The following is a 22,313-nucleotide window of genomic DNA, read 5'->3' as shown; positions in this document are numbered from 1 at the left end:
AAAATGCCGGAAAATATCTATGAAATTCGCGACCAACTAGAAAGAGACTATATTCGTTTAGGCGAAAGAGGCAAATATTATGAAGAAAAAGGAGATCATGCTAATGCTCTTCTTAATTATTTAGACTCTTTGCTGGAATATGTTCGATATATAAGTTGTCGAGAAAGCGCTTTGCAAGTAGATCTTTATATACAAAACTATGGTATTTCACAAGGATTAACAAGAAATAAACAGGCTGAAATAGTCTATGAAAAGATAAAGAATGACAGCAGCGAGGTTAATAATTGGCTGAAAATTTCTTACTCACTGGAAGAGCAGATTAAATTTATGACTGGTCTTATTATACGTCTATTACAGATTAGTAAGCAACTCGAAAGTAGTCAGATAGAAAAAGCTTATGTTGTATCTAAAATTAAACAAATTTTTGATTTTTTAACTAGAGATTATCAAAAACGCTTTGATGTCGAGCAACTAAATTTTTATCAGTCCCTATCAGATTACCTGGAAAATAATCGATATATTCTTACAAGCAATCAAGAAGCTATTCAGAAAATAAAAAATACAAAAATTGAAATAAAATCAGACGAGCCATTGGATAGCCTGAAAAAAATTAGAGTAGCTTTGTCTATAGCTAGTAGTACACAAATATCTCTCACTCAATTAGAAACTGAAATACAATCATTAACAAAATACGGATGCTTCATCGCCACAGCAGCTTACTCAACTCCCACGCACCCAGACTTAGACACATTCCGCAATTTCCGAGATGAAAAATTATTAACTAATCCTGTTGGTAAACGGCTAGTTAATTTTTACTACCAGATTAGTCCTAGTATAGCTCAATATGTGGAAAAACAGCCAGCAATAAAAAGTTTTGTGAGACATCAACTAGAACGTTTAGCAAAGCGGATACGTAAAGATTTAATTTAATGAGGGCAACCACTCGATATCAAGTAATTGGTCAAGCGAGTAAGGACATTCTGGGAGAAAACTGACGGCATTTTGAGTTTTAATTTTCACAAATCCTAACGCATCTTTATAGATAGAGTTCAATTCAGACTCTAAATAATTACGGAGATTGGTAGTAATCCTTCGTCTCAATTGAATTCTGAAAGTATAGATTTCTTCTTGCCAGTGAACTGCATTATAGTCGGATTCGCTTGTCCAATATTGCAGTTTTTCCCCAATGCGATCGCACTTCCATCTTTCCCAAAAAGCGATCGCAGTTCCATCTTTCCCCAAATGCGATCGCACTCCCATCTTTCCCCCTAAATGCGATTAAACTTGACTGGGCAAATCAAACGCAATTAACAAAGCTTGATTCACCAAAATTATTGCTTCATTACTAAGCATTCCTCGTAAACTCAGTAAGCGATTTTTAGATAACACCCTTACCTGATCTGCCATAGCGATCGAATCGTTAGTTAATCCACCGTCTGGCGCTGTAATTAATATCTGAGTGGGATAAACTCGTTTACCAGTTTGATAAGTAGTGCAGGGAATAGCCAAAACTACAGGACTATATGTATTGATTGCATCTCGACTAACAATGATAACAGGACGAGTGCCCCCTTGTTCAGAACCCTCAACAGGTTCAAGTCGAGCATCGTAGACTTCTCCTCGTTTCATACTGAAGATTCTCCCAACTGGAAGGCTTCCCAACTTGCTACCCCAAACTCAGCCTCCATCTGTAGCACTTGAGCTTGATAATCCGGGTCTTGCGTCATTTCAATCAGTGCTGCATTAATTTCTGCTCGTTTGAGTGCTTCAAGCTCGTGTAGAAGTGCTTGTGCTACAAACTCATTACGACTCTTGGCTTTTCCTTGGCTGACTATCCTGTCAGTCGCGGCTAAAAGTTCCGCAGGTAGAGTTATTGTTGTGCGGACAGTCTGATTTTGCATAACTATCTTGATGTTTAAATTGATGTTGATAATAGCATCAACTTAAGCATAACTTAAAAACCTTAATCAGTGGCGATCGCACTCCCATCTTTCCCCCAAATGCGTTGGCGTAGGCAGCCGTTGGCATATCGCACTTCCATCTTTCCCAAAATGAGATCTCTATTAAACTCTCCTACAGCTTACCTAAAATTTGATATCTCTCCATTCCTTTGCTTCTGTAAACAGTTTCAAATGTTTAGTATTCGTAGAAGCAATTACGATATACTGACCCGGATTTTCTGCTTGGAGAACTTTAGCTTGAGCGCAGATAATCATATCTGCATCAATATTTTTATTGTCCGCTGTTTGAATTCCTTGACTGTGCGCTTGCGCCCACAAATTAGCTGCTTCTTTCATTACCATTTTAGTTAACGGTAAAAAGTCAATAACTTCTGGCAAAATATCTAGATTTTGGATACCTTGAACTGTTGGGTTACTCAAAGACGCTAATAGCAAACCCCTTCTAACTTCATAGTCACAAATATCAGAAGTTAGAACATATACACTTCTAGCAAGTAACCCATAAAGCCAGTCTTTACATTCTTTCGCCTCACCCGTATTATTTGGCGAGGCAACTAACCCAAGTATTCCCGTGTCTAAAAAAACAATCATTCTTTATTGTAAAGCTTATGTCCCGGCATCCGCGCACTATCCACAATTTCTTTGAAAGATTCAAAGTAGCTTTCTCTTTGCTTTGATTCCTCTTCCGTAACTTCTTCTTCTATCCAGCTTTTCAGAAGTTTCATTGCCGCCTGATTCTTCTGAAATTGTTCTGCTTCCGTTTTGCCTCTGTGCTTTAAAAAAGGTGTCAAAGAACTACTCATAATTTTAAAGTGTTCCCTAAAATTCAGGTATAATAGCTAAAATAGCATTTTTCACCGTTCTTAGCTACTGATGGGAAAACTTATCGTTAAAAGCGTTGGCGTAGCCAGCATAAGGCATATCGCACTCCCATCTTTCCCAGAATGCGTTGGCATAGCCAGCATAAGGCATATCGCACTTCCATCTTTCCCCCAAATGCGATCGCTTAATACACTTAACTGCAAAGAAAAAGCGATGCTATTAGGCAATTTACCAAATAACGTTAACTGGATATTGGGCAACAATTGGATCGCAGCTAACTAAGGCAGCATTTTGCACATTGGCTTGTGCAATCAACAAACGATCGAAAGGATCTTTGTGAACAAGTGGCAAGCTATCCAATTCTAAAACATGAGCCAGCTTCACAGGTAGTACCTCTATTTGATTAGTTTGTTGCTGATTTTCAATAATTTCTAACAAAGATCGATTTAGTGTTATTTTACCTAGCTGTAACTTAATTTGCATCTCCCAAATGCTGATGACACTCAGGAGCAAAATATTTGACCTATCTTGCAACAGTGCTAAAGCTGTTTGTGATAGGTTATTCGGTTGACTATCCCACCAAATAAAAGTATGAGTATCAAACAATAATTTCATCCACCTGCCGTCCAAAATTCTTCTGGTAATGGCTCATCAAAATCATTACTTGTCGATATTGCTCCCTGGTGTAATCCAGCTATTCGGGGTACATTTGGTTGGAGAATAGGAACTAGACGAGCCAAGGGTTTTCGGCCATCTGTCAGTAAAACTTCTGTCCCTTCATCAATGAGGTGTAATAATTCTTGCACACTCATTTGTGCGACACTGACATCTACTGTTTTTTGAACGGCGGTCATATTAATTTGCTAAAATCAACCACTTACTTTCAATTTTACATCGAAAACTACCTGAAAAAACAGAAACAGAAGTGCGATCGCACCCCCATCTTCCCCAAATGCGTTGGCGTAGCCTGTTGTAGGCATTCGCACTTCTATCTTTCCCAGAATGCGATCGCTACCATTTTACCAGGATTGTGTTTTCAAATTTAATTTAATGAGGGCAACCACTCGATATCAAGTAATTGGTCAAGCGAGTAAGGACATTCTGGTGGGAAACTGACGAAATTTTGAGTTTTAATTTTCACAAATCCTAACGCATCTTTATAGATAGAATCCAATTCCGAATCTAAGTAATTACGGAGATTGGTAGTAAGTCTTCGTCTCAATTGAATTCTGAAAGTATAGATTTCTTCTTGCCAGTGAACTTCATTATAGTCGGATTCGCTTGTCCAATATTGCAGTAATAATAAATGACGGATAACCTGTTCTAAAAGGCTGGCAACAGCATTTCTCTTTTCCCTGCCCAAATCCTCTAACTCCTCTATTAAATTCTCTAAATCTAGCTCTTTAAATTGGCGATTCTTAATCAATTTAACCGTTTCTTCTAGCCATTGAGAATCATCAATATCGTAGAGATTTTTTAAATCCCTAACACTGTTCATAACTCACCCCTTTTAGTTGCGATTCCTCTGTTAATGTCAAATATGCGGTCGTAGTAGCACAGCTAATTAAAATCTTGGTATGACCGACATACTGATGAAGCCGTGCTACTACAAAATGTTCGTTTTGAACATTGGCATAATAATCCCGAAAGACCCATGAAGGTTGAGAGTATTATTTGGGATGGGATACTCTTGAGTCAAGGGGAATTCACAGAATGTAACCAATATGCGATCGCAGCAGCACGCCAGCTTCGCCCCAAGCGTCAAAGAAGGCCCGAATCGGGATCTTAATAATGCTAAACTTGTAACAATGAGCGATCGGTGAGGTGTGTCCAAAATTCCTACGGCAGAGCAGAAAACACAGTGCTTCAATTTGTGTGTTTGGTTCAGCAAGCTATACTTGCCTATCAACGTAGTTCGTATGGATGGGCGAACAGGCAATGTTTTCTTTCTAGCAGGCGAAGAAAATATCATTGAGATTTATCCCAACGGCAAATGGAGGTATATATAATGAGCAAGCTTGACTTCAAAGCAATGAATCGGAAAGAATTGCACGCTTACGTTCTTACCCATCGAGATGACGAAGAAGCGTTTTATGCGTATGTGGACAGGTTACACGCAGAGGCTACCTGGATTGAAATGCCACCGTTGGAGTCACCAGAAGATTTAGAGAATTACCCGGAATTCCTCGAACATCTTCGCAAAAGTTCAAACCGCGAAATACGATGAGTTCCGCAATACCGTACTATTTTTTAACGCAAAGGACGCAAAGGTAAACGCAAAGTAACGCAAAGTTTTTCTCTGCGTACCTCTGCGCTAACCTTCGCGTACCTCTGCGTTGAAAAAAAATCTTCTCAACGAGTAACTAACTTCTTAATATCCCCAAAAGCGCGATAAAATCCACCGCGAGAAGATTCGCGCACCTCTTCCACCAGATAACGCGCACCTTCTTCGCGAAGTTCTTTAGGAAATTGCACTTTCCAGTTGGAGTTGTAATCAGGAGAAACAACGCGAATTCTTAAGTTATTTCCTTCTTGGAAACACTCGACAATTACTCCTTGCGTTGTGTTTGAGGTAGTTTCTAAAGTGTGGGAAGGAACGGCGGCACTCACGGCGGCGGGCGCTTTAATATTAACTGTTTGGGGAACTGTACCTGCTTTGGCGGCATTAATTGCTGTTTCGCTGGCGTCGATGCAAGCAAGAGAACCGTCGGTGGTGACGATGTAAAGGCGATTATCTAAAAATTGCATTGAGAAGGCGGAACCGCATCCTGTGGCTAGTTTCCAGATTCGATCGCCTTCTTCATTAAAACAATAAATCGACGAACAATTATCGCCTGCGAATACATATTTGCCGTCTTCTGCTGTGGCGCAAGAATACACTGGCGCATCGCATTGGTAAATTGTTTTTGCTTCCCCTTTTTTGGTGAAAGAATAAACTAAATTATGGCTGGTACTGGCATAAATTATTGCTTCTTCTTGCCAACCAAATAGCACATCGCCGCGAGTTTTTTGATGCCAAATTTTCTTGCCATCTTCCCAATCATACATTGTTACGCCGTCGCTGTGACCGTGATAAACGCCAATCTCGTCGCAACGTACCATCCAGCCATATTGACCGCTACTTTTTTTAGTCCACTGGGATTCATCTTCGTGATTGATGGTTGTGACGTTACCCTCGATATCGGAAACTCCGAGAATTGCATCTTTAATATCGAGCCACAAAATATTCACATCTTCGGCAATTTCATAAGCGACACGGGGAATTTTTCCAGTTAAATCGTAGACTTTGCCATCATCGCATCCCGCATAAAGCCAGCCATCATCGGCGACGATACATTTCACGCCGTCAGGTAATCGCAATTGATTGATTACTTGACCTGTATTGTTGAGAGCAAATATTTGACCGGCTTGATTGCCAACCCAACAGCGCTTTTTGTCGATAAAGATACCGAAAGCGGCAGAACCGGAGGCGAATTTCCACAGCACTGGAGATGGGGAAGCGGTTGAGCGATCGCTCTTTATCTCCCGATGAGTCACAGTGCGTTTCTGACGCACTCCTATGACTGCGTGTTCGTAACCTTTCTTGAGTTTTTCGTTAATCTTTTTCGTCGCTTCGGCTTTGGCTTTTTCGGCAGTTGGGTAGGATTTTACTTGACTCTGACCTTTGTCGCCAATCCGACCGTAGCGAATGGAAACTTCTGTGCTGTTGACAATTACTTCATAGAATTTGTGAGAAACGCCATCTGACTCGGATAATTCTAAATAGGTTTTTTCTTCAGCCATTTTTTTGCTCCTGTTTGCTCTCTATTAACTGATATTAATTTACCTACTATCAGTTTAAGCTGGAACCCCACCCCCAACCCCTCCCCGTCCACGGGGAGGGGGGTAAGACAGTTCGGATCGCCGAAAAGAAACCGGGTTTCTGGCTTTACCCATGATGCGATCGAATTCTGTCAAACTTAAGAAAGACGCCCGATCGTTCTGCTTTTGGGCAAACCTGAAGTCTTGGTGCGAGAGATGAACACGCTATTAACACTTTTTGGCAAAGAACGGAACGAACTACAGAAAGAGATTGATACGGCAACCAGCGTTGAGCAGGTAGTTAAGCTGGTTCACAACCGACTCGATCGTCTTCAAAAGAGTTACACTGGCGAGCTAAATGTGGCTCAGGTACGTCAGGCGGCGTTTTTCCTGGATACGCTGCGGCAGTCGATCGCAACTCTCACCGCCGCTAGCAAGACTCAACTTGTTTTACCACAGCCTGAGCAAATTGCCATCCAAGCTGGACGGTTATCTACCAACAAGTTAATCCTAAAAGTGGTACAGGGACTCATCTCCATCGCCATTTTGGGTTCCCTGGTTTCCCTGACGAGAACTTCCCCTGGCGCGTGGATGGCTATTTTACTGGTGTTTGTGCTGGTGGGGGTGGAAGTTGTACTGCAACTCGATAAAAACAAAAATGAAAATAGTGCGGAACTTCCTCAGCTTGCGGAAGCGCCTGGGCCGATCGTGCGAGTTGATAGTCAAGTACTTCTAGACAATCTCGCCGATGCTATAAATACGATCGATCTTGCCGTAGGTCGCCCTCAAGAAGGGAAAAAACCCCTCGACGAGCTTGGTATAGAAGATCTCCCAGAACTGTTGAATCTGATTCAAAGACTGATGGGCGCGTCATATCTGGAAAGACCGCAGATGGCGCTAGAATTGGCAAGACTTCTCCCGCAAAGTTTGATGGAGCAGGGAATTCGAGTCCAAATCTACCGATCGGAGGATGCACAGAACGGACGCGAGTATTTTGACTTCGAGCCAAGTATCGATCGGGCCACGAAAGACTACGTAACCATAACTCCCGCTTTGTTTAAGGGCGATCGCTTACTCAGACGAGGTAGAGTAATTGAACCAGCTTTCTCGGAAGCAAAAGATTAACACCTTCGATTGGATACTCGGCGGAAAAGAATATTTTTTACCGCAGATGAATGCAGATGAACGCAGATGAACGCAGATGAAGAGTCGCCTACGAAGTAAATTTTTGTAGCTGGTCTAAAAAAGAAATGCCATAACGTATCCTTTAGCAATAAAAGTATGGAAATTTTAGAAACGATCGGTTTCGATTTAGGACACGGCGAAACAGCCGTAGCTAAAGCAATAGTCGAGAGCATCGAACCCCCAGAGATGCTGGAAGTTAATAACAAGAAGATCCAAGTTACGGCGCTTGGCTGGCATCCAGAGTTAGGCTATCTTGTCGGAGACCAAGCCTTAATCCAAGCTGGCGTTACCCAACTCAAAATCACTTTCAAGCAAAAACCAAACAACGATCCAACTTATCGAGAAACAATTCGCACTTTTTTGGAAACTTACTACCGCCTTTTGAAAGAAAACAAACAAATAAAAGGTGGAGAAAGCGACTACTTTTATGTTGGCTGTCCTTCGGGATGGTCGTTGAGCGATCGCGAAGAATACCAAAAGCTACTCAAAGAAGCTGGCATTCCTTTACTGAGCGTTGTCCCGGAATCGCGAGCTGCTTTCATGCAAGCCAAGGAAGCCGGTAAGCTAGAATATGACAAACTCAAATCTTCCGTGCTAATTGTCGATATTGGTTCTTCGACTACAGATTTTACCCTCGTCAAGAGCCTACACGAAATACCGATCGATTTCGGCAGTAATTCTCTCGGAGCATCGCTGATCGACAAGGCTATTTTTGCCCGAACTCTTGCCAAACACGAACAGAAAGAATTACTCGAAAAAGTGTTTGCAGAATATCCCCATCACCAAGCTCGTTGCGAACTTGCCTGTCGCAAAGCTAAGGAAGATTACTTTTCTAACGAACAGCTATTCAGCAACCCCCAATCATTTGCCCGTGGCTTTGAATCTATCAACGAACAGATTTATTTTATCCCCCAAGTTAACAAATTAATTATGGAGGATATCTTGAACCAACCCTTGCCGGAACTAGAAGACAAGAGTTGGATTCAGTCTTTTCGAGCGGCAGTAATTGAAGGTAAGGAAAACCTGGAACGACAAGGCATTGTACCAACAATTGTGTTGATGACAGGCGGTGCATCTCGCATGAAGTTCACTCGTCAAATTTGCGAGGAAATCTTCCCGGAACCCCATACGCAGGTTCGGCCCGATCCGGAACCAGAGAGGTGCATTGCACTGGGTTTGGCGCGAGTTGGACGATGGGATTTGCGTGCTTCTGCATTCAAAAAAGAGGTCAACAAACTATTTGATTCAGATAAGCTCAAAGATATCATCAAAAGACATATCCCAGAGTTAATCGAATTGTTGACAAAGCCGCTGTCAGATGGTTTAATTGAAAATGCAATTAAACCTGGGTTGAAAGATTGGCAAAACAACAAAGTACGGACTTTGGCTGACCTGGAAACGGCTATGAAAAAGCGGGCAGAGTCGTGGCTGAAAAGCGATCGGGCCAAGCTTCTGATCAACAATCAATGTCTCAGTTGGTTTAACAGCAAAATCCAACCCGATTTAGCCTCCGAAACCGACCCCATTTGTCGCCAGTTCCAGATACCCAGAAGCAGCTTAAGGTTTGAAGAAGGAATCGACCCCGGCGTGGTCAACCCGGAACTGTCGATTGGAGATGCTCTCCTTGCCGAAACAGTAGCCTTTATCGTCAATGTAGTGATTGGTGGCGGCACTCTCGCCAGTATCCTCCTTCTCATCCTGACGGGGCATTTGACATGGCCGATCGCATTCGTATATGGGGCCTCGGCTTTGGCAGCAGGAATGGAGCTAAATAGGAAGGGTGTCAAAGAGGTAATCAAGACAAATATGGATATCCCCAGTTGGCTGCGTTCTAGTTTTTTGAATGACAGCAAAATCGAAAATATCTGCAATCAAATCAATCCCGATTTGGATAAGGCTCTGCGAGAACAACTCACAACAAATCAAGAAGCTTTTGACGAACTGATCGCCAAAGTTGGGCAAAGTCTTCAAAATGCTTTGAACGCCAAAGCGGAAGAGGCAATCATCCTGATTCAGTAGTGCGAAGCAATCTTTTGGAATTTCTCGTGACCAGGTTCAACCTGGTCACTAATTCTGGGAGGTAGAACCTCCCTAGCGTACAATATCTGAGAAAACCAAATTACTTTATTGCCGATTGTCCGATCTAAAGCGATCGATCGCAGTACAATTAGTAAGCCTTCAAGTATGCCATTATTTATGAAAGAAATACCACCAACAATTGAGCTTGCTAATGATAGCGATCGTACAAGTATCAACCCTGTGCAAATCATACCTACTTCGCTTAGCAGAACGGCTCTTTACGAGAAGTTTAAATCGAAAATTATTCATAATCCTTCCTTGAGTAGAAATCTGGTTAGTTTTCAGGCAAATAAACAAGCTCCCTTTTCTGCCTGGTTTAAGTATAAAGAAGGTTTTTCCGAACGGTTAGTTACCTATCTACTGCAAACCTTAAAACCCCAGCCAGGTATTTTGCTCGATCCGTTTTCAGGAGTTGGAGCGTCTTTATTTGCTGCTAGTGGGTTAGGCTGGGAAACAATAGGAATTGAACTTTTGCAAGTGGGAATATTTGCGACAAAAGCTCGACTTATAGCTCAAAAAATTGATATTAATCTCTTTAATAAAGTAATTGCTGAAATTAAACAAATAAACTTTGCCGAATACTACCATCCATCTCATGCACTCCAACATATTCCCATTACCCGTGGAGCCTTCTCAGTAGTAGAAGAAGAACTACTGGTTGGTTATATTTCCTATTGCCATAAGTTTGTCATGAATGACGACATTCGTAACCTACTTCTCTATGCAGCTTTTTGTATCCTTGAGGATATTAGCTATACCAGAAAAGACGGACAGTATTTGCGTTGGGATAGTCGATCGGGTCGTTCTCTGGGAAAGATTCCATTTGAAAAAAGAGAAATTTTAACATTTCCTGATGCTATACATCAAAAACTAAACCAGATAGTATCCGATTTAGATGCTAGCTCAATACAACTGGATTTATTTGCCGATAGTCTACCATCCCAATTTACAGTAAACCCCAAGTTATACCAAGGCTCTTGTCTTGAAATTCTTCCTACTTTACAAGAAAACAGTATTGATTTTGTCCTGACATCCCCACCTTATGCGAACCGATACGACTACACTCGCACCTATGCCCTTGAGCTAGTATTTTTAGGTTGTCGTGAAGAAGAAATAAAGCATCTACGTCAAACAATGCTATCATGTACTGTAGAAAATCGAGATAAGCGCCCTCAGTTAGAGCAGTATTATAAAAGTTTAGGACGCCTACAAGACTTTATTAAAGTGGATTATATCTTCCAACAGCACGAGGCATTACAAGAGGTAATAACAATTCTCGAAACATATAAAAAACAAGGCAAATTAAATAACGCAAAAGTTGCCAAAATGGTGCATAATTACTTTTATGAAATGTGCTTTGTCACCTATGAATTTGCTAGAATACTCAAACCGGGTGGGATTGTCGCAATGGTCAACGACAATGTTCGCTATGCTGGAGAAGAAATACCTGTAGACCTGATTTTATCCGATATAGCCGAGTCTTTTGGATTGACAACTCGATACATTTGGACATTGGGACGTGGTAAGGGTAATAGCAGTCAGCAAATGGGCGATCACGGTCGATCTGAACTTCGTAAATGTGTATATATATGGGAAAAATAAGCAAGTATTATGGCATTAGATGAAGCTTCTCTTTTGGCTGAGGCAAATCGGATAAACTATCGACTGCGTTCAACCTTCTTTTATCGCAAACTCAAAGAATACAAGACTCTATCTTTCCGTGGTAAGATTGATGCACTATTACCCGTCAAGCATCTATACAGTTGGGATGGTTGGACAAACTGGGGTATTAGAGAGGATGCTTATACCTACATCTGCGAACATGACAACTTGGAACTTATTCAAGTGTTTTGTCACCCTAGATTAATTCGAGAACACCCTATACTAATCGCTTATTATCGAAATATTGCAGCGCTTTCTCAAAAAGCAGTTAAGTATTTAGTAAGTGTAGATGTCAAGAAAGTTGAGATTGATGAAGACAATCGTTATTCTCTAACGGAAGACCAAGCCCTCAAACTTAGCCGACTTTTTAACGAACACATCTCGCTCATCATTGATAGCTCTATAGAAAGTATTACAGAAGACGAATTGTACGGAATATTACTAGCATCAACAGGGGCGCAGATTGACGGTTCATGGCGTAATGCTATTGGGGAGGAAGCAGAAAAAGTTGTTCAGCGTCTTCTTGTTAAAGAGGCTAAAGAACGCAATCTTCTTGCCGCTTTGATACCCCGTGTAGGTACGGGGGTTGAGTTATACGACTCAGAGAAACTTGAGGAACAGCTAGGAAATATTGAGCGTTATCGGGGTATCATGTTAGTTAATCATACCTCAATACTTTTTTCTAGCGAGCCAGATATTTCACTGATCGGTAATCAGGGTGCAACAACAGGTGTAATTGAGGTTAAAGGAGGTGCAGATCCTGCTGGGGCACTTGAACGTTATGGTGCGGCAAAAAAATCTTTTGAGGAAGCTTTACGCAGGAATCCTTACGTCCAAACCATCCTCCTGGCAAGTTGTCTTACTACTCAGGTACATACTCGTATTCAGAACGATTCAACAATCTCTAGCTACTTTAACTTAACAGAAATACTGAGTGAAAATTCAACAAAATATAAACAATTTGTTCAAGAAGCATTCTCTATTCTAGGAGCATAAGTAGAAACGGCGATTAAAATTTGATGTTACCTAAAAAGCAAAGGTGGGCAATGCCCACCTTTGCTTTTTAGTTACCTTTTAACTACTCTCTAGCGCTTCACCAACTTCTTCGACATCTTCCGCAGACGAATTGATTTCGGCGTCACTTCCACCAATTCATCGGGGCCAATGTATTCTAAAGCACGCTCCAAACTCATATCCACGGGCGATTGCAACTGCACCAATTCTTCACCGCCAGATGCGCGGTGGTTAGTTAGCTGCTTCGTCTTACAGATGTTGAGTTCCAGGTCTTGAGGTCGGGTGTTTTCTCCCACAATCATGCCCCTGTAGACCTTCGTGCCGGGGGTAATAAAGAATACACCTCTGTCTTCAGCATTTTGCAGTGCGTAGTAGGTGGAGACTCCTTCTTCAAAGGAAATCAGCACCCCGTTGCGACGGGCTGAAATATCTCCGCAGAGGGGTCGGTATTCTAGGAAACTGTGATTCATGATCCCTTCGCCGCGAGTTATCCGCATGACTTCACCTCGGAAACCAATTAGACCACGGGCGGGAATCACAAAATCTAGTTGGGTGCGCTTATTACCACCAACCTGCATATCTTGCATTTCGCCTTTGCGCTGTCCTAAGCGTTCGATGCAGCTACCAACGCTTTCTTCTGGAACGTCCAGCACTAGATACTCAAAAGGTTCGTAAGGTTTACCGTTGACTTCGCGGTAGATAACTTGGGGCTGAGAAACCTGGAATTCGTGACCTTCGCGACGCATATTTTCAATCAGGATACCCAGGTGCAATTCACCACGACCGGAAACGAGGAATTTGTCGGGGGAATCGGTTTCTTCGACGCGGAGGGCGACGTTTGTTTCTAATTCTCGCATCAAGCGATCGCGCACTTGCCGCGATGTCACCAAAGTTCCTTCCTGTCCCGCAAACGGCGAATCGTTCACGGAGAAGGTCATCTGCAAGGTAGGCTCATCCACTTTAATTAGTGGTAGCGCTTGCGGATCGTCGGGACAAGTAATCGTTTCCCCGATATTAGCATCGGCAAATCCTGCTACTGCAACGATGTATCCAGCGGTCGCTTCTGCCATTTCAATCCGCTTCAAACCTTCAAATCCCATCAATTTGGTGATTTTGCCTTTCACAATTGCGCCGGTTTCCGTCACCAAAGCGGCTTGTTGACCTGCTCTGATCGTACCGTTATGGATGCGACCAATCACAATCCGACCCAAGTAGTCGGAATAATCTAGGGTTGTAACTTGCAATTGCAATGGTTTGTTGGGGTCGCCGACTGGTGGCGGTACGTGACGCAGAATAGCATCAAACAGAGGCTTCATGTCTGAGCTTTCGCCATCCAGTTCATTTTTGGCGTAGCCTGCCAAACCGGAGGCAAATAGATGGGGAAAGTCGCACTGGGCATCATCTGCACCCAATTCTATGAACAGATCCAATACTTTATCAATGGCTTTGTAGGGTTCTGCCTGGGGCCGATCGATTTTATTGACTACGACGATGGGGCGCAATCCCTTTTCCAGGGCTTTTTTCAGCACGAACCGGGTTTGGGGCATCGGGCCTTCGTTGGCATCGACAATTAGAAGACAGCCATCCACCATACCCAATACCCGTTCGACTTCGCCGCCAAAGTCGGCGTGTCCGGGGGTATCAACTATATTGATCAGCGTCTCTTTGTATTTAACGGCTGTGTTCTTCGATAAAATGGTAATGCCCCGCTCCCGCTCGATCGCGTTGGAGTCCATGACACAATCAGGAACTTCTTCCCCTTCGCGGAAGATGCCGGATTGTTTGAGCAGGGCGTCAACAAGAGTGGTTTTGCCGTGATCTACGTGGGCAATGATGGCAACGTTGCGAATGGGAAGAGTCATGGAAGTCTCAGGGAGTTGGAAATCGGATCTGTTTAAAGATTTATTACAATTTTAGCTTGTTTCGATCGGCAATGACAGATCAAAAGCAATATCGCTGGAGCAGAGGGCCTTTTAGATTTTAGATTTTAGATTTTATTTCTTGAAATAAATCTTCTCCTCTTCCCTAGTAACTGGGGACTGGGGACTAGGGACTAGGGACTAGGGACTGGGGACTAGGGACTGGGGACTAGGGACTGGGGATTCACTCCCCCGCTTCCGGCTTCCCCTAGCCCCCTAGCCCCTAAAACAGTTACATTTTTGATAAATCAGGATAATGTAAAAGTGTCAAATCCTTTTGAGATAGCCAAAGCGGGAGGAAAGCATTCTGGATTTTACAATCAATATGTCAATAAACCGGACACGGAAATACAAATATCCATTCGTTCTCTGGAAAGACGCATTGCTGAACATAAAAGCTGGATTCAAAATCCTGAGTTACACATTCCTAATTTTAGCAGCCTCGACCCCAGACAACAACGCGCACTCGTTGAAGATAAATGGTTGAGCGATATTGCGCGTCAGCAAAAACAAAAAATGATTCTGGAAGGAATACTTCAGGAGAGAGGATAGTGAATCGAGAACTTCATAACTTTGTCAAAGACTACATTACCTTACTTCAAGAAAAATACACTCAATATTTACGCAAAGCTGAAAAGTCGGAGACAGAAGCAGATGTTGCTTTTTATCGAGGAGCAATTTTCACCTATTACGATGCGCTTGATTTGCTGAAATCGCAACTAGAGGCTTTCGGATACGATCCAGAAAGTTACGAACTGATTGTACCTGAGTTGGGTAAACCAATTGAAAAATTTATAGTTAACAGTAGTTATAACTCAAATGATTGATTCTAACATTCCTAAAGATGAGTCTTTTGGCATTATCCCGATTTTGCGCCAAGGCGATACCTATTCGTTTTTGCTGATTCAACACCAGGCGGGACACTGGGGATTTCCCAAGGGACACGCTGTTGAAGGTGAGTCACCTGTGCAAGCTGCTTGTCGCGAATTCGTGGAGGAAACGGGAATTTCTGATTACACTTTGCTAGAGGGAGTTTCGTTTGCGGAACATTACACTTTTACGCGAAATGGAGAAACGTTTGATAAAACAGTAACTTACTTTCTAGCATTGGTGCAGTCAGCAACGGTTACCTACCAGGAAGAGGAGATTCAAAACTATACTTGGGCCGATCGCGAAAGTGCGATCGCACTGATCACCTTCGACCCCAGTAAGCAAATTCTGAGGGATGCGAATCAATATTTAACCACTTCTTTAACCTAACGGTACATATTGCACTCGATAAATTCGGTTATTTGCATCATCAGTCACTAGAAGACTACCATCAGGCAAAGTTTGTAAACCCGTAGGTCGTCCCCAAGCTGTCGGTACAGAAGGATTACTCAGAAAACCACTGAGAAAATCTTGGTAAGAACCTAGAGGACGACCATCTGCACCGAAAGGCGCAAACACAACCTTGTAACCAGTGGCCCGATCGCGATTCCAGGAACCGTGAAACGCCACAAACGCACCGTTACGATATTCTTGGGGGAAAGTTTGACCGTTATAAAATTCCAATCCCAAAGGTGCAGAATGCGCCTGTAACAAAAGGTCGGGAGTGCGGGTACTTGCTGCTAAATCGGGATTTTCGCTTTGTCCGTTAACTGTGCGGCGCGGATCGAGTAAATTAGGTGCTAAATAAGTATAAGGCCAACCGTAGAATTCACCAGCATTCAAACCAGTTAAATAATCTGGCACTAAATCGTCGCCTAAACCATCGCGTTCGTTAACCACCGTGTAGAGTTTCCCAGTTGTCGGATTAAAGTCGAGTCCAACTGGGTTTCGCAAACCGAAAGCGAAGGTTTGTTGATTAGAACCATCAAGATTCATCACCTGTACCGAGGCGCGTGGTAAGGGGTCTGCATTTACATTAGAAGCAGATCCGATCGCAACATACAATTTCTGTCCATCCGGCGAAAGTGCGAGATTGCGGGTTGAGTGTCCGCCAGTAGGTAAGTCAGCAATTTTCTCGCCTGTACCTACGATTTGCAATTGGCCGTTAGAGTAGGGAAAACGCACTACGGCATTAGTATTGCCAACATATAAGTAATTACCGACAAAAACCATCCCAAATGGCAGATTTAGTCCATTTTCTGCACTGGCAAAAGTTGTGCGAACATCGGCGACGCGATCGCCATTCGTATCGCGCAGCAAGCGAATGCGATTTTGCGATGTTTCAGCTACTAATATATCGCCTGTAGGACTGACAGTTAAAAAGCGCGGACTTTCCAAACCAGCGGCAAATACATTTACTTCAAAACCCGGCGGTACTTGCAGCGCGGGATTTTCTGGGATAGGCACAACTTGAGGAAATTTTGTAGCACTTTGGGTTTGGAAAGGTGCTGGTAATGCGTTAACGCTGACACTGATAGGCGTGGATGAAATTGGTTCGTTTCGGACAATGCTGCTGTTAAAAGGAATAGCAGACAAGAGGTTGTTAATATTGTTGCTTTCGGCGACTAATAAAGCATCGGCAGACACAAAGCGATCGCTGACTATTTGATTCGGTAAAATTCCCTCTACCCAACCTAAAATTGCCCCAGAAGATTTAACTCTAATCAGCGTATCCGAACTACCAACAGTGAGAGATCCTGGTTCCAGAGAAAGGTCACCCGCCGTTAAACCGCCAGTTAATCCAATGCGATCGAAACCATTATTAAAATCACGAATAATATCTGCCAAAGCAGCATCAGTTACAGCAGTATCGGTTCGCAGTACAAAAATATCTTCGCCTCCACCACCAATTAAAGTATCTTTGCCAAAGTCGCCTACCAGAATATCGTTATCATCAAGACCGCTGAGAATATCCTCTCCTTTCCCGCCAAGCAAAACATCGTTACCTTTGTCGCCAAAAAGTTGGTCATTACCCTGGTTGCCAAACAGATAATCGCTATCGCTACCACCGAAAAGAATATCCGAATCATTGTCACCAAACAAGTAATCTTTCCCTTGGTTGCCGTAGAGATAGTCGTCGCCTTTACCTCCAAACAGCGCATCTGTTCCTTCGCCACCAAATAAGGAATCTTTTCCTTGATTGCCGTTGACCATTTCCGGTGCAGATGAACCGCTGACAAGATCATTGCCATCAAGTCCGCGCAGTCCACCTGGCAACCCAGCTAGTAATCCCGAAGTCATCTGAAAATTGTCAGAGTTGGAAGTTAAATCATAAAAGCCATCAAAAGTTGGGCCTGACATAGCGATTTCCTACCTCTATGCGATCGCACTTGAAAATGTTATACCTGGCACACAAACTTCTACATCCTACTTTATGCACAGTTCCACCAAAATTTTTACTCATAGTAGGTTGGGTTGAACGATTCTGCCATTAATAAGCTAATATCAACCAAAAACCAAACATAAATTTCAATGATTCTTCCCGAACGTTTTACAGAAGCACTCGTTTTTGCCACTCAACTGCACGCTAACCAAGTCCGTAAGGGAAGCGGCGTTCCTTACATTGCACATTTGTTGGGTGTCACCAGTATAGCCTTAGAATATGGGGCGAATGAAGATGAAGCGATCGCAGCCTTACTCCATGATGCCATAGAAGATCAAGGCGGTGCAGCCACGCGGTCAGAAATTCGCCGCCGCTTCGGGGATACCGTCACAGCAATTGTGGATGGTTGCACAGACTCCGACACCACCCCCAAACCCCCCTGGCGACAGCGCAAAGAAGCTTATATTGCCCACATCCCGACGGCTTCCTTGTCGGTGCTATTAGTCTCGGCATCGGATAAACTGTATAATGCGCGATCGATCTTGAAAGATTATCGGGTGTTGGGAGAGTCAGTTTGGGAAAGATTTAAGGGAGGTAGAGAAGGAAGTCTTTGGTATTATCGCGCTTTAGTAAATGCTTTTCGCCAAGCTTGGTCATCGCCTCTAATTGACGAATTGGATCGAGTTGTTTCAGAATTGGAACATCTGGCTAATTCTTAGCTATGCCATTTACAGCGGCTTGCAGCCGCTGTGAGGTGCAATAAAACGATTTTCTTCATAGCGTTTCGTAGGGGCGGGTTTGGCAGATAATTTTTGGCTAACTGACAAGAATTATGGCAAAACCCGCCCCTACAATGTTGTTTCCAGAGAGCATAATTATCTTACTTGACAGGATCAGAATTACTGCCACATTTTACTTCTGTTGCAGTTACTTCACCCGGCATGGGTACATCTCCAGCAATTTTAGTTTCACATACTATTGACTGCATGGTTTTATCACCAGTATTTATGCTTACCAAACCAACAACTCCTGTGTAGTTTTTACGGCCTTTATTTGTTGGGGTATTGTGTGCAAAAACGTTAACTCCGTTTCTGCCGTCGCCAATAGGTGAAATTGAGTATTTGTAGTTAGTAGTTTGAGTTTTAATACCAAACCCTAAACTATTCCAGGCATTCTCGTCGCTGGTTGTTACAAATTTCCCAAACTCTGTGTAATATGCTTGCTGACCTTTGTTGACTGTGCTAACATATTGTTTCGCTTCAGCTTGTTTGCCTTTCTGGGCTTGACCAAGATGCGGGCTCTCCAAAGCAATAGCAGCCAAAATTCCCAGAATGAAGATCACAACAATCAGCGTCACAATATTAAACCCTCGATTCTTATTCTTATTCAGAATATATAACAGCCACTTAACGCGAAATTCGATATTCATTGGTAGCCTTTGGTGGGTAAAATAAATAGGTAAATGGTAAATTCTGGTTAATTTACTGCCTGTTGTTAACAAATGCAATCAAAATTCCACATAATACATCCTCTTACTTGATCTGCTGCATATTACTACCACATACAACATCATTACCATTCACCGTACCACCAGTCGGTGTCTTTCCAGCTATAGTAGTTTCACAAACTACTGACTGGGAAGTCTTGTCAACTCCAGAACCCACCAAACCTACAGTTCCCGCGTATCCTTTAATAGCAGATGATCTAGGTATAGCTAATACATGAACTAGGTTTCTAGTATTACCTGAAATTGAATATGTGTAGTTAGTGGTTTGCGTCCTGATGCCAACGCCTAAACTAGCGAATGCAGCTTCCGCAGTGCCAGTGACAAACCCATTTTTCTCTGTATACCAGGCTTGCTGTGCTTTGTTGACTGAGCTAACATATTGTTTTGGTTCCGATTGTTTGCCTTTACCGGCTTCATTCACAAAACTAGGCAAAGCAATAGCAGCCAAAATGCCAATAATGAACATGAAAACAAGAAGCTCTATAATGTAGCTGTAGCCTCGATTGCCATTCTTATTTAGGATATATAGCAACCACTTAACGCGAAGTTCGATACTCATAATCAACCTCTTAGTAAGAAAGGGGAAAGTAAAACTTTTCTACCCTGAGATACTTCCTATTAAAGCAAGTGACTATTTGAGATCTCGACTGACTTATTCGAGATCTCATCGACTTTGAAAAAACAGCATACAACAATACTATTTGGCTAAGGTGCCAACGCAGAAACCCGGTTTCTCCAAGAAACCCTGTTTCTTGCTATTTATGCGTGAGATATTTGCTGTTTACGTTTGAATCCAGCAACCGCACCGCCAGCACCAAAAAGTAATAGACCGATCGCAGAACTGGGTTCTGGAACTGATTGAGATGTACTAGCAGAAACCTGGGGATGACCTTCTATTGTGAAAGTTACTTTAAATAGGTCTGAAGAGTCAAGTTGTAGGCTAATTTGGTCAATGATGTAGCCATTGAAGTCGATTTTATTATCCTCTTTTGACCCTTGACTAGGATACCACCAATCTTTTTCATCCTTTCCCACAAAAATTGCCACTGGTGAACCAATATATTCTTTAGCAAAGATTAGTTTATTATTTTCCCCATCGGTCAAGAGGGAAGCAAAGTTTTTAAAGTCCGGGTTTGTATCGGCAGTAGCTGTAAATATTTTACCGACATCATTCTTTGTCAATTCAATATCATCAAACAACTTAGATGAACGATTGGTAAAAGCTTTTAGATAGTTTAATCGATAATTGCCTCTGTCGTTGACTGGTATGTTAAAAGCTTCATCAGTAATGCCAAAGGTTACTTTTATCCCTTCTCCTCCTCTATAGTTTACCCAACTTGTGTCGTAGTCAAATCTACTGAGTATGGCTGCTTGTGCTGCATTACTTGTACCCAAAATTATCAACGTTACTACTCCAGCAGTGGCGATCGTAGTTTTTTCGATCGAAGTTGCACCGCTCGATATCTTTTTCAGCACACTTGATAAACTCATAAAAATTCTCCAAAAAAAACTACCTGTTGATCTGTCACCTTCTATTAAAGACGGTGACTATTCGAGTTCTCGACTGACTTCTTCGAGTTACGATCGACTTTTCATTGACTTTTCATTGACTTCTTCGACTTCTCATCGACTTCTCATCGATTCTCAATTTTTACCTACTACAGGGTAATATAGCAACCGCCAAGGCGGTTAGGGCAACTCCAACTCTTACTTATTTTCCAAATCCCTTACGGAGTAACCTTTTCCCTCTTCCCTCTTCCCTAGCCCCTAGCCCCTAGCCCCTAGCCCCTAGCTATAATTAGTCTTTTTAGTTGTTACCACAATCGGCGTATAGCAGCATCCTGCTGTGCAATAAAAATAGTTGATAGTTCATAGCTATATCGATGAACTATCAACTATGAACTATCAACTAAACTACTTGTTTCACCTGAAACTGTTGTAACTCAGCGGGAGCGACTGCGCCATATTCTGTTATAATGGCCGTAATCAATTCAGCAGGCGTCACATCAAAGGCTGGGTTGTAAAACTCTACACCCTCTGCGGTTAACATCGTATTTCCCACCTTGTAAATTTCAGTGGGATCTCGTTCTTCAATCGGAATTTTACTGCCATTACTAATCGAAAAATCGATCGTAGAAAGAGGAGCCGCAACAAAGAAAGGAACCTTGTGCGCTTTCGCCACAAGTGCTAAACTGTAAGTACCAATCTTATTAGCAGTATCGCCATTCGCGGCAATTCTATCAGCACCCACAACCACAGCATGAATCAAACCACGCTGCATACAATGAGCCGCCATATTATCGGTGATTAAAGTAACAGGAATACCTTCTTGTACGCATTCCCAAGCTGTTAGTTTTGCCCCTTGCAAACGGGGACGAGTTTCATCAGCATATACCCGTTCCAAACGTCCAGATTTCCAGGCGGAACGCACCACCCCCAAAGCCGTACCGTAGCCAGCAGTTGCCAAAGCACCCGCATTGCAGTGAGTTAAAATAGTCAGCTTTTCGGGATTAGCTGGTAAAACTTCCAAACCTTTATCGCCAATTGTCTGGCAAGTTTTGATATCGTCTGCGTTGATAGTTTTCGCCGTTTCTAATAAAAGGCTTTTCAGATATTCTACTGGCCCCAAAGTTTGACGGGCAGTATTCAACATTCTCTGAATTGCCCAAAACAAATTAACAGCAGTCGGACGAGTTTGCGCCAAAGTTTCGCCAATTTTTTCCAACTGATTCAAAAACTCATCTCTGCTTTCCGTTTGAATATCTCTTGCACCCAAGTACATCCCGTAAGCTGCTGCTACGCCGATAGCTGGTGCGCCGCGTACAATCATCGTTTTGATCGCGTGCGCCATATCATCGCAGCAGGTAATTTCGACAAAAGTGTATTCAGTTGGTAGACGATTTTGCTCAATGAGTAAAACGCGGTCATCTTGCCAAATAACTGGATAAACTGGGGAAGTAGTAGATGTCATGGTTTAAATTAAATCGCTTAGTTTATTATCTCGCATTTGGAGTCTATCTGAAAGGTAATGGGTAGGTTGTTGCGCTTTAGCGCTAAAGCGCAACAACTTACCTTTTTTTACCACAGATGAAAGACAGATAAACACAGAT

Annotated in this window: 27 protein-coding genes; 12 read left to right on the top strand and 15 right to left on the bottom strand. The window is 42.6% G+C overall.

Annotated features, from left to right (window positions below):
• Positions 1-3 precede the first annotated feature (3 nt).
• Positions 4-930 carry a CFI-box-CTERM domain-containing protein gene (locus LAY41_RS23095; RefSeq protein ID WP_249103319.1) on the top strand — a complete coding sequence of 309 codons (927 nt, stop codon included), beginning with the start codon at positions 4-6 and terminating at the stop codon, positions 928-930.
• On the opposite strand, the gene LAY41_RS23090 is transcribed toward LAY41_RS23095, so the two are convergent.
• The 8 genes from LAY41_RS23090 to LAY41_RS23055 form a co-directional block, all read right to left on the bottom strand.
• Positions 922-1,260 (bottom strand): DUF29 domain-containing protein, encoded by a 339-nt coding sequence (locus LAY41_RS23090; RefSeq protein ID WP_249103318.1) that lies wholly within the window; start codon positions 1,258-1,260, stop codon positions 922-924. The genes LAY41_RS23095 and LAY41_RS23090 overlap by 9 nt on opposite strands.
• 18 nt (positions 1,261-1,278) lie before the next feature.
• A complete protein-coding gene (locus LAY41_RS23085) occupies positions 1,279-1,629 on the bottom strand; it encodes a type II toxin-antitoxin system PemK/MazF family toxin (protein WP_249103317.1) in 351 nt (116 codons plus the stop codon).
• Positions 1,626-1,901 carry a ribbon-helix-helix domain-containing protein gene (locus LAY41_RS23080; RefSeq protein WP_249103316.1) on the bottom strand — a complete coding sequence of 92 codons (276 nt, stop codon included), beginning with the start codon at positions 1,899-1,901 and terminating at the stop codon, positions 1,626-1,628. Before LAY41_RS23080 ends, LAY41_RS23085 begins: the two co-directional genes overlap by 4 nt.
• A 183-nt stretch (positions 1,902-2,084) precedes the next feature.
• The gene (locus LAY41_RS23075; RefSeq protein ID WP_249103314.1) at positions 2,085-2,552 is read right to left on the bottom strand and encodes a type II toxin-antitoxin system VapC family toxin; all 468 of its coding nucleotides are present in this window, start codon (positions 2,550-2,552) and stop codon (positions 2,085-2,087) included.
• On the bottom strand, positions 2,549-2,764 hold the full coding sequence (locus tag LAY41_RS23070; RefSeq protein ID WP_249070873.1) for a hypothetical protein: 216 nt from the start codon (positions 2,762-2,764) through the stop codon (positions 2,549-2,551). The genes LAY41_RS23075 and LAY41_RS23070 overlap by 4 nt, the downstream gene beginning before the upstream one ends.
• Positions 2,765-3,011: 247 nt before the next feature.
• Positions 3,012-3,398, bottom strand: a complete 387-nt coding sequence (locus LAY41_RS23065; protein WP_249103313.1) for a type II toxin-antitoxin system VapC family toxin — start codon at positions 3,396-3,398, stop codon at positions 3,012-3,014.
• Positions 3,395-3,637: a type II toxin-antitoxin system Phd/YefM family antitoxin gene (locus LAY41_RS23060; protein WP_249103312.1), complete on the bottom strand. Its 243-nt coding sequence runs from the start codon at positions 3,635-3,637 to the stop codon at positions 3,395-3,397. The genes LAY41_RS23065 and LAY41_RS23060 overlap by 4 nt, the downstream gene beginning before the upstream one ends.
• A gap of 188 nt (positions 3,638-3,825) precedes the next feature.
• Positions 3,826-4,281: a DUF29 domain-containing protein gene (locus LAY41_RS23055; RefSeq protein ID WP_249103311.1), complete on the bottom strand. Its 456-nt coding sequence runs from the start codon at positions 4,279-4,281 to the stop codon at positions 3,826-3,828.
• A 102-nt stretch (positions 4,282-4,383) separates the two neighbouring features.
• On the opposite strand from LAY41_RS23055, the gene LAY41_RS23050 reads away from it, so the two are divergent.
• From LAY41_RS23050 to LAY41_RS23045, 3 genes are read left to right on the top strand one after another with little or no spacing between them, the layout of a single operon-like run.
• Positions 4,384-4,572, top strand: coding sequence for a hypothetical protein (locus tag LAY41_RS23050; RefSeq protein WP_249103310.1), 189 nt, complete (start codon positions 4,384-4,386; stop codon positions 4,570-4,572).
• Positions 4,573-4,609: 37 nt separating this feature from the next.
• Entirely contained in the window at positions 4,610-4,792 is a 183-nt protein-coding gene (locus LAY41_RS32880; protein ID WP_420840341.1) for a DUF6888 family protein, read from the top strand.
• A complete protein-coding gene (locus LAY41_RS23045; RefSeq protein WP_249103309.1) occupies positions 4,792-5,010 on the top strand; it encodes a DUF6887 family protein in 219 nt (72 codons plus the stop codon). Before LAY41_RS32880 ends, LAY41_RS23045 begins: the two co-directional genes overlap by 1 nt.
• A 125-nt stretch (positions 5,011-5,135) precedes the next feature.
• Here the strand turns inward: LAY41_RS23045 and LAY41_RS23040 are convergent, their stop codons facing one another.
• On the bottom strand, positions 5,136-6,566 hold the full coding sequence (locus tag LAY41_RS23040; RefSeq protein WP_249103308.1) for a WGR domain-containing protein: 1,431 nt from the start codon (positions 6,564-6,566) through the stop codon (positions 5,136-5,138).
• Between the two features lie 234 nt (positions 6,567-6,800).
• Between LAY41_RS23040 and LAY41_RS23035 the strand changes: the two genes are divergently transcribed.
• The 4 genes from LAY41_RS23035 to LAY41_RS23020 all read left to right on the top strand — a co-directional run bounded on the left by LAY41_RS23035 (position 6,801) and on the right by LAY41_RS23020 (position 12,506).
• Positions 6,801-7,709 carry a hypothetical protein gene (locus LAY41_RS23035; protein ID WP_249103307.1) on the top strand — a complete coding sequence of 303 codons (909 nt, stop codon included), beginning with the start codon at positions 6,801-6,803 and terminating at the stop codon, positions 7,707-7,709.
• A gap of 156 nt (positions 7,710-7,865) precedes the next feature.
• On the top strand, positions 7,866-9,788 hold the full coding sequence (locus tag LAY41_RS23030) for an Hsp70 family protein (protein WP_249103306.1): 1,923 nt from the start codon (positions 7,866-7,868) through the stop codon (positions 9,786-9,788).
• 108 nt (positions 9,789-9,896) lie between these two features.
• Complete coding sequence (locus LAY41_RS23025; RefSeq protein ID WP_249103304.1) at positions 9,897-11,450, top strand: site-specific DNA-methyltransferase; 1,554 nt, start codon at positions 9,897-9,899, stop codon at positions 11,448-11,450.
• Between the two features lie 9 nt (positions 11,451-11,459).
• Positions 11,460-12,506 carry an XcyI family restriction endonuclease gene (locus tag LAY41_RS23020; protein WP_249103303.1) on the top strand — a complete coding sequence of 349 codons (1,047 nt, stop codon included), beginning with the start codon at positions 11,460-11,462 and terminating at the stop codon, positions 12,504-12,506.
• An 89-nt stretch (positions 12,507-12,595) separates the two neighbouring features.
• Here LAY41_RS23020 and typA read toward each other — a convergent pair whose 3' ends face one another.
• Positions 12,596-14,386, bottom strand: a complete 1,791-nt coding sequence (gene typA / locus LAY41_RS23015; protein WP_249103301.1) for a translational GTPase TypA — start codon at positions 14,384-14,386, stop codon at positions 12,596-12,598.
• A gap of 321 nt (positions 14,387-14,707) precedes the next feature.
• Here typA and LAY41_RS23010 point away from each other — a divergent pair, with 321 nt between their 5' ends.
• From LAY41_RS23010 to LAY41_RS23000, 3 genes are read left to right on the top strand one after another with little or no spacing between them, the layout of a single operon-like run.
• The gene (locus LAY41_RS23010) at positions 14,708-14,995 is read left to right on the top strand and encodes a hypothetical protein (protein WP_249103300.1); all 288 of its coding nucleotides are present in this window, start codon (positions 14,708-14,710) and stop codon (positions 14,993-14,995) included.
• Positions 14,995-15,270: a hypothetical protein gene (locus tag LAY41_RS23005; protein WP_249103298.1), complete on the top strand. Its 276-nt coding sequence runs from the start codon at positions 14,995-14,997 to the stop codon at positions 15,268-15,270. Before LAY41_RS23010 ends, LAY41_RS23005 begins: the two co-directional genes overlap by 1 nt.
• Positions 15,263-15,703, top strand: coding sequence for a bis(5'-nucleosyl)-tetraphosphatase (locus LAY41_RS23000; protein ID WP_249103296.1), 441 nt, complete (start codon positions 15,263-15,265; stop codon positions 15,701-15,703). Before LAY41_RS23005 ends, LAY41_RS23000 begins: the two co-directional genes overlap by 8 nt.
• Here LAY41_RS23000 and LAY41_RS32640 read toward each other — a convergent pair.
• Positions 15,695-17,674 (bottom strand): PQQ-dependent sugar dehydrogenase, encoded by a 1,980-nt coding sequence (locus LAY41_RS32640; RefSeq protein ID WP_338023044.1) that lies wholly within the window; start codon positions 17,672-17,674, stop codon positions 15,695-15,697. The genes LAY41_RS23000 and LAY41_RS32640 overlap by 9 nt on opposite strands.
• A gap of 171 nt (positions 17,675-17,845) precedes the next feature.
• Between LAY41_RS32640 and LAY41_RS22985 the strand changes: the two genes are divergently transcribed.
• Entirely contained in the window at positions 17,846-18,415 is a 570-nt protein-coding gene (locus LAY41_RS22985; RefSeq protein ID WP_249103293.1) for an HD domain-containing protein, read from the top strand.
• Between the two features lie 161 nt (positions 18,416-18,576).
• On the opposite strand, the gene LAY41_RS22980 is transcribed toward LAY41_RS22985, so the two are convergent.
• From LAY41_RS22980 to mtnA, 4 genes are all read right to left on the bottom strand, one after another.
• Positions 18,577-19,125, bottom strand: coding sequence for a type IV pilin-like G/H family protein (locus LAY41_RS22980; protein ID WP_249103289.1), 549 nt, complete (start codon positions 19,123-19,125; stop codon positions 18,577-18,579).
• Between the two features lie 103 nt (positions 19,126-19,228).
• A complete protein-coding gene (locus LAY41_RS22975; protein WP_249103288.1) occupies positions 19,229-19,762 on the bottom strand; it encodes a type IV pilin-like G/H family protein in 534 nt (177 codons plus the stop codon).
• A gap of 200 nt (positions 19,763-19,962) precedes the next feature.
• Positions 19,963-20,694 (bottom strand): PEP-CTERM sorting domain-containing protein, encoded by a 732-nt coding sequence (locus tag LAY41_RS22970; RefSeq protein ID WP_249103286.1) that lies wholly within the window; start codon positions 20,692-20,694, stop codon positions 19,963-19,965.
• Between the two features lie 418 nt (positions 20,695-21,112).
• Positions 21,113-22,174, bottom strand: a complete 1,062-nt coding sequence (gene mtnA / locus LAY41_RS22965; protein WP_249103285.1) for an S-methyl-5-thioribose-1-phosphate isomerase — start codon at positions 22,172-22,174, stop codon at positions 21,113-21,115.
• Positions 22,175-22,313 lie beyond the last annotated feature (139 nt).

This window comes from Argonema galeatum A003/A1 (assembly GCF_023333595.1).
Classification (GTDB): Bacteria; Cyanobacteriota; Cyanobacteriia; order Cyanobacteriales; family Aerosakkonemataceae; genus Argonema; species Argonema galeatum.
Note: the sequence above shows the minus strand (reverse complement) of the source record. Positions and strands in the feature narration are given on the sequence as shown.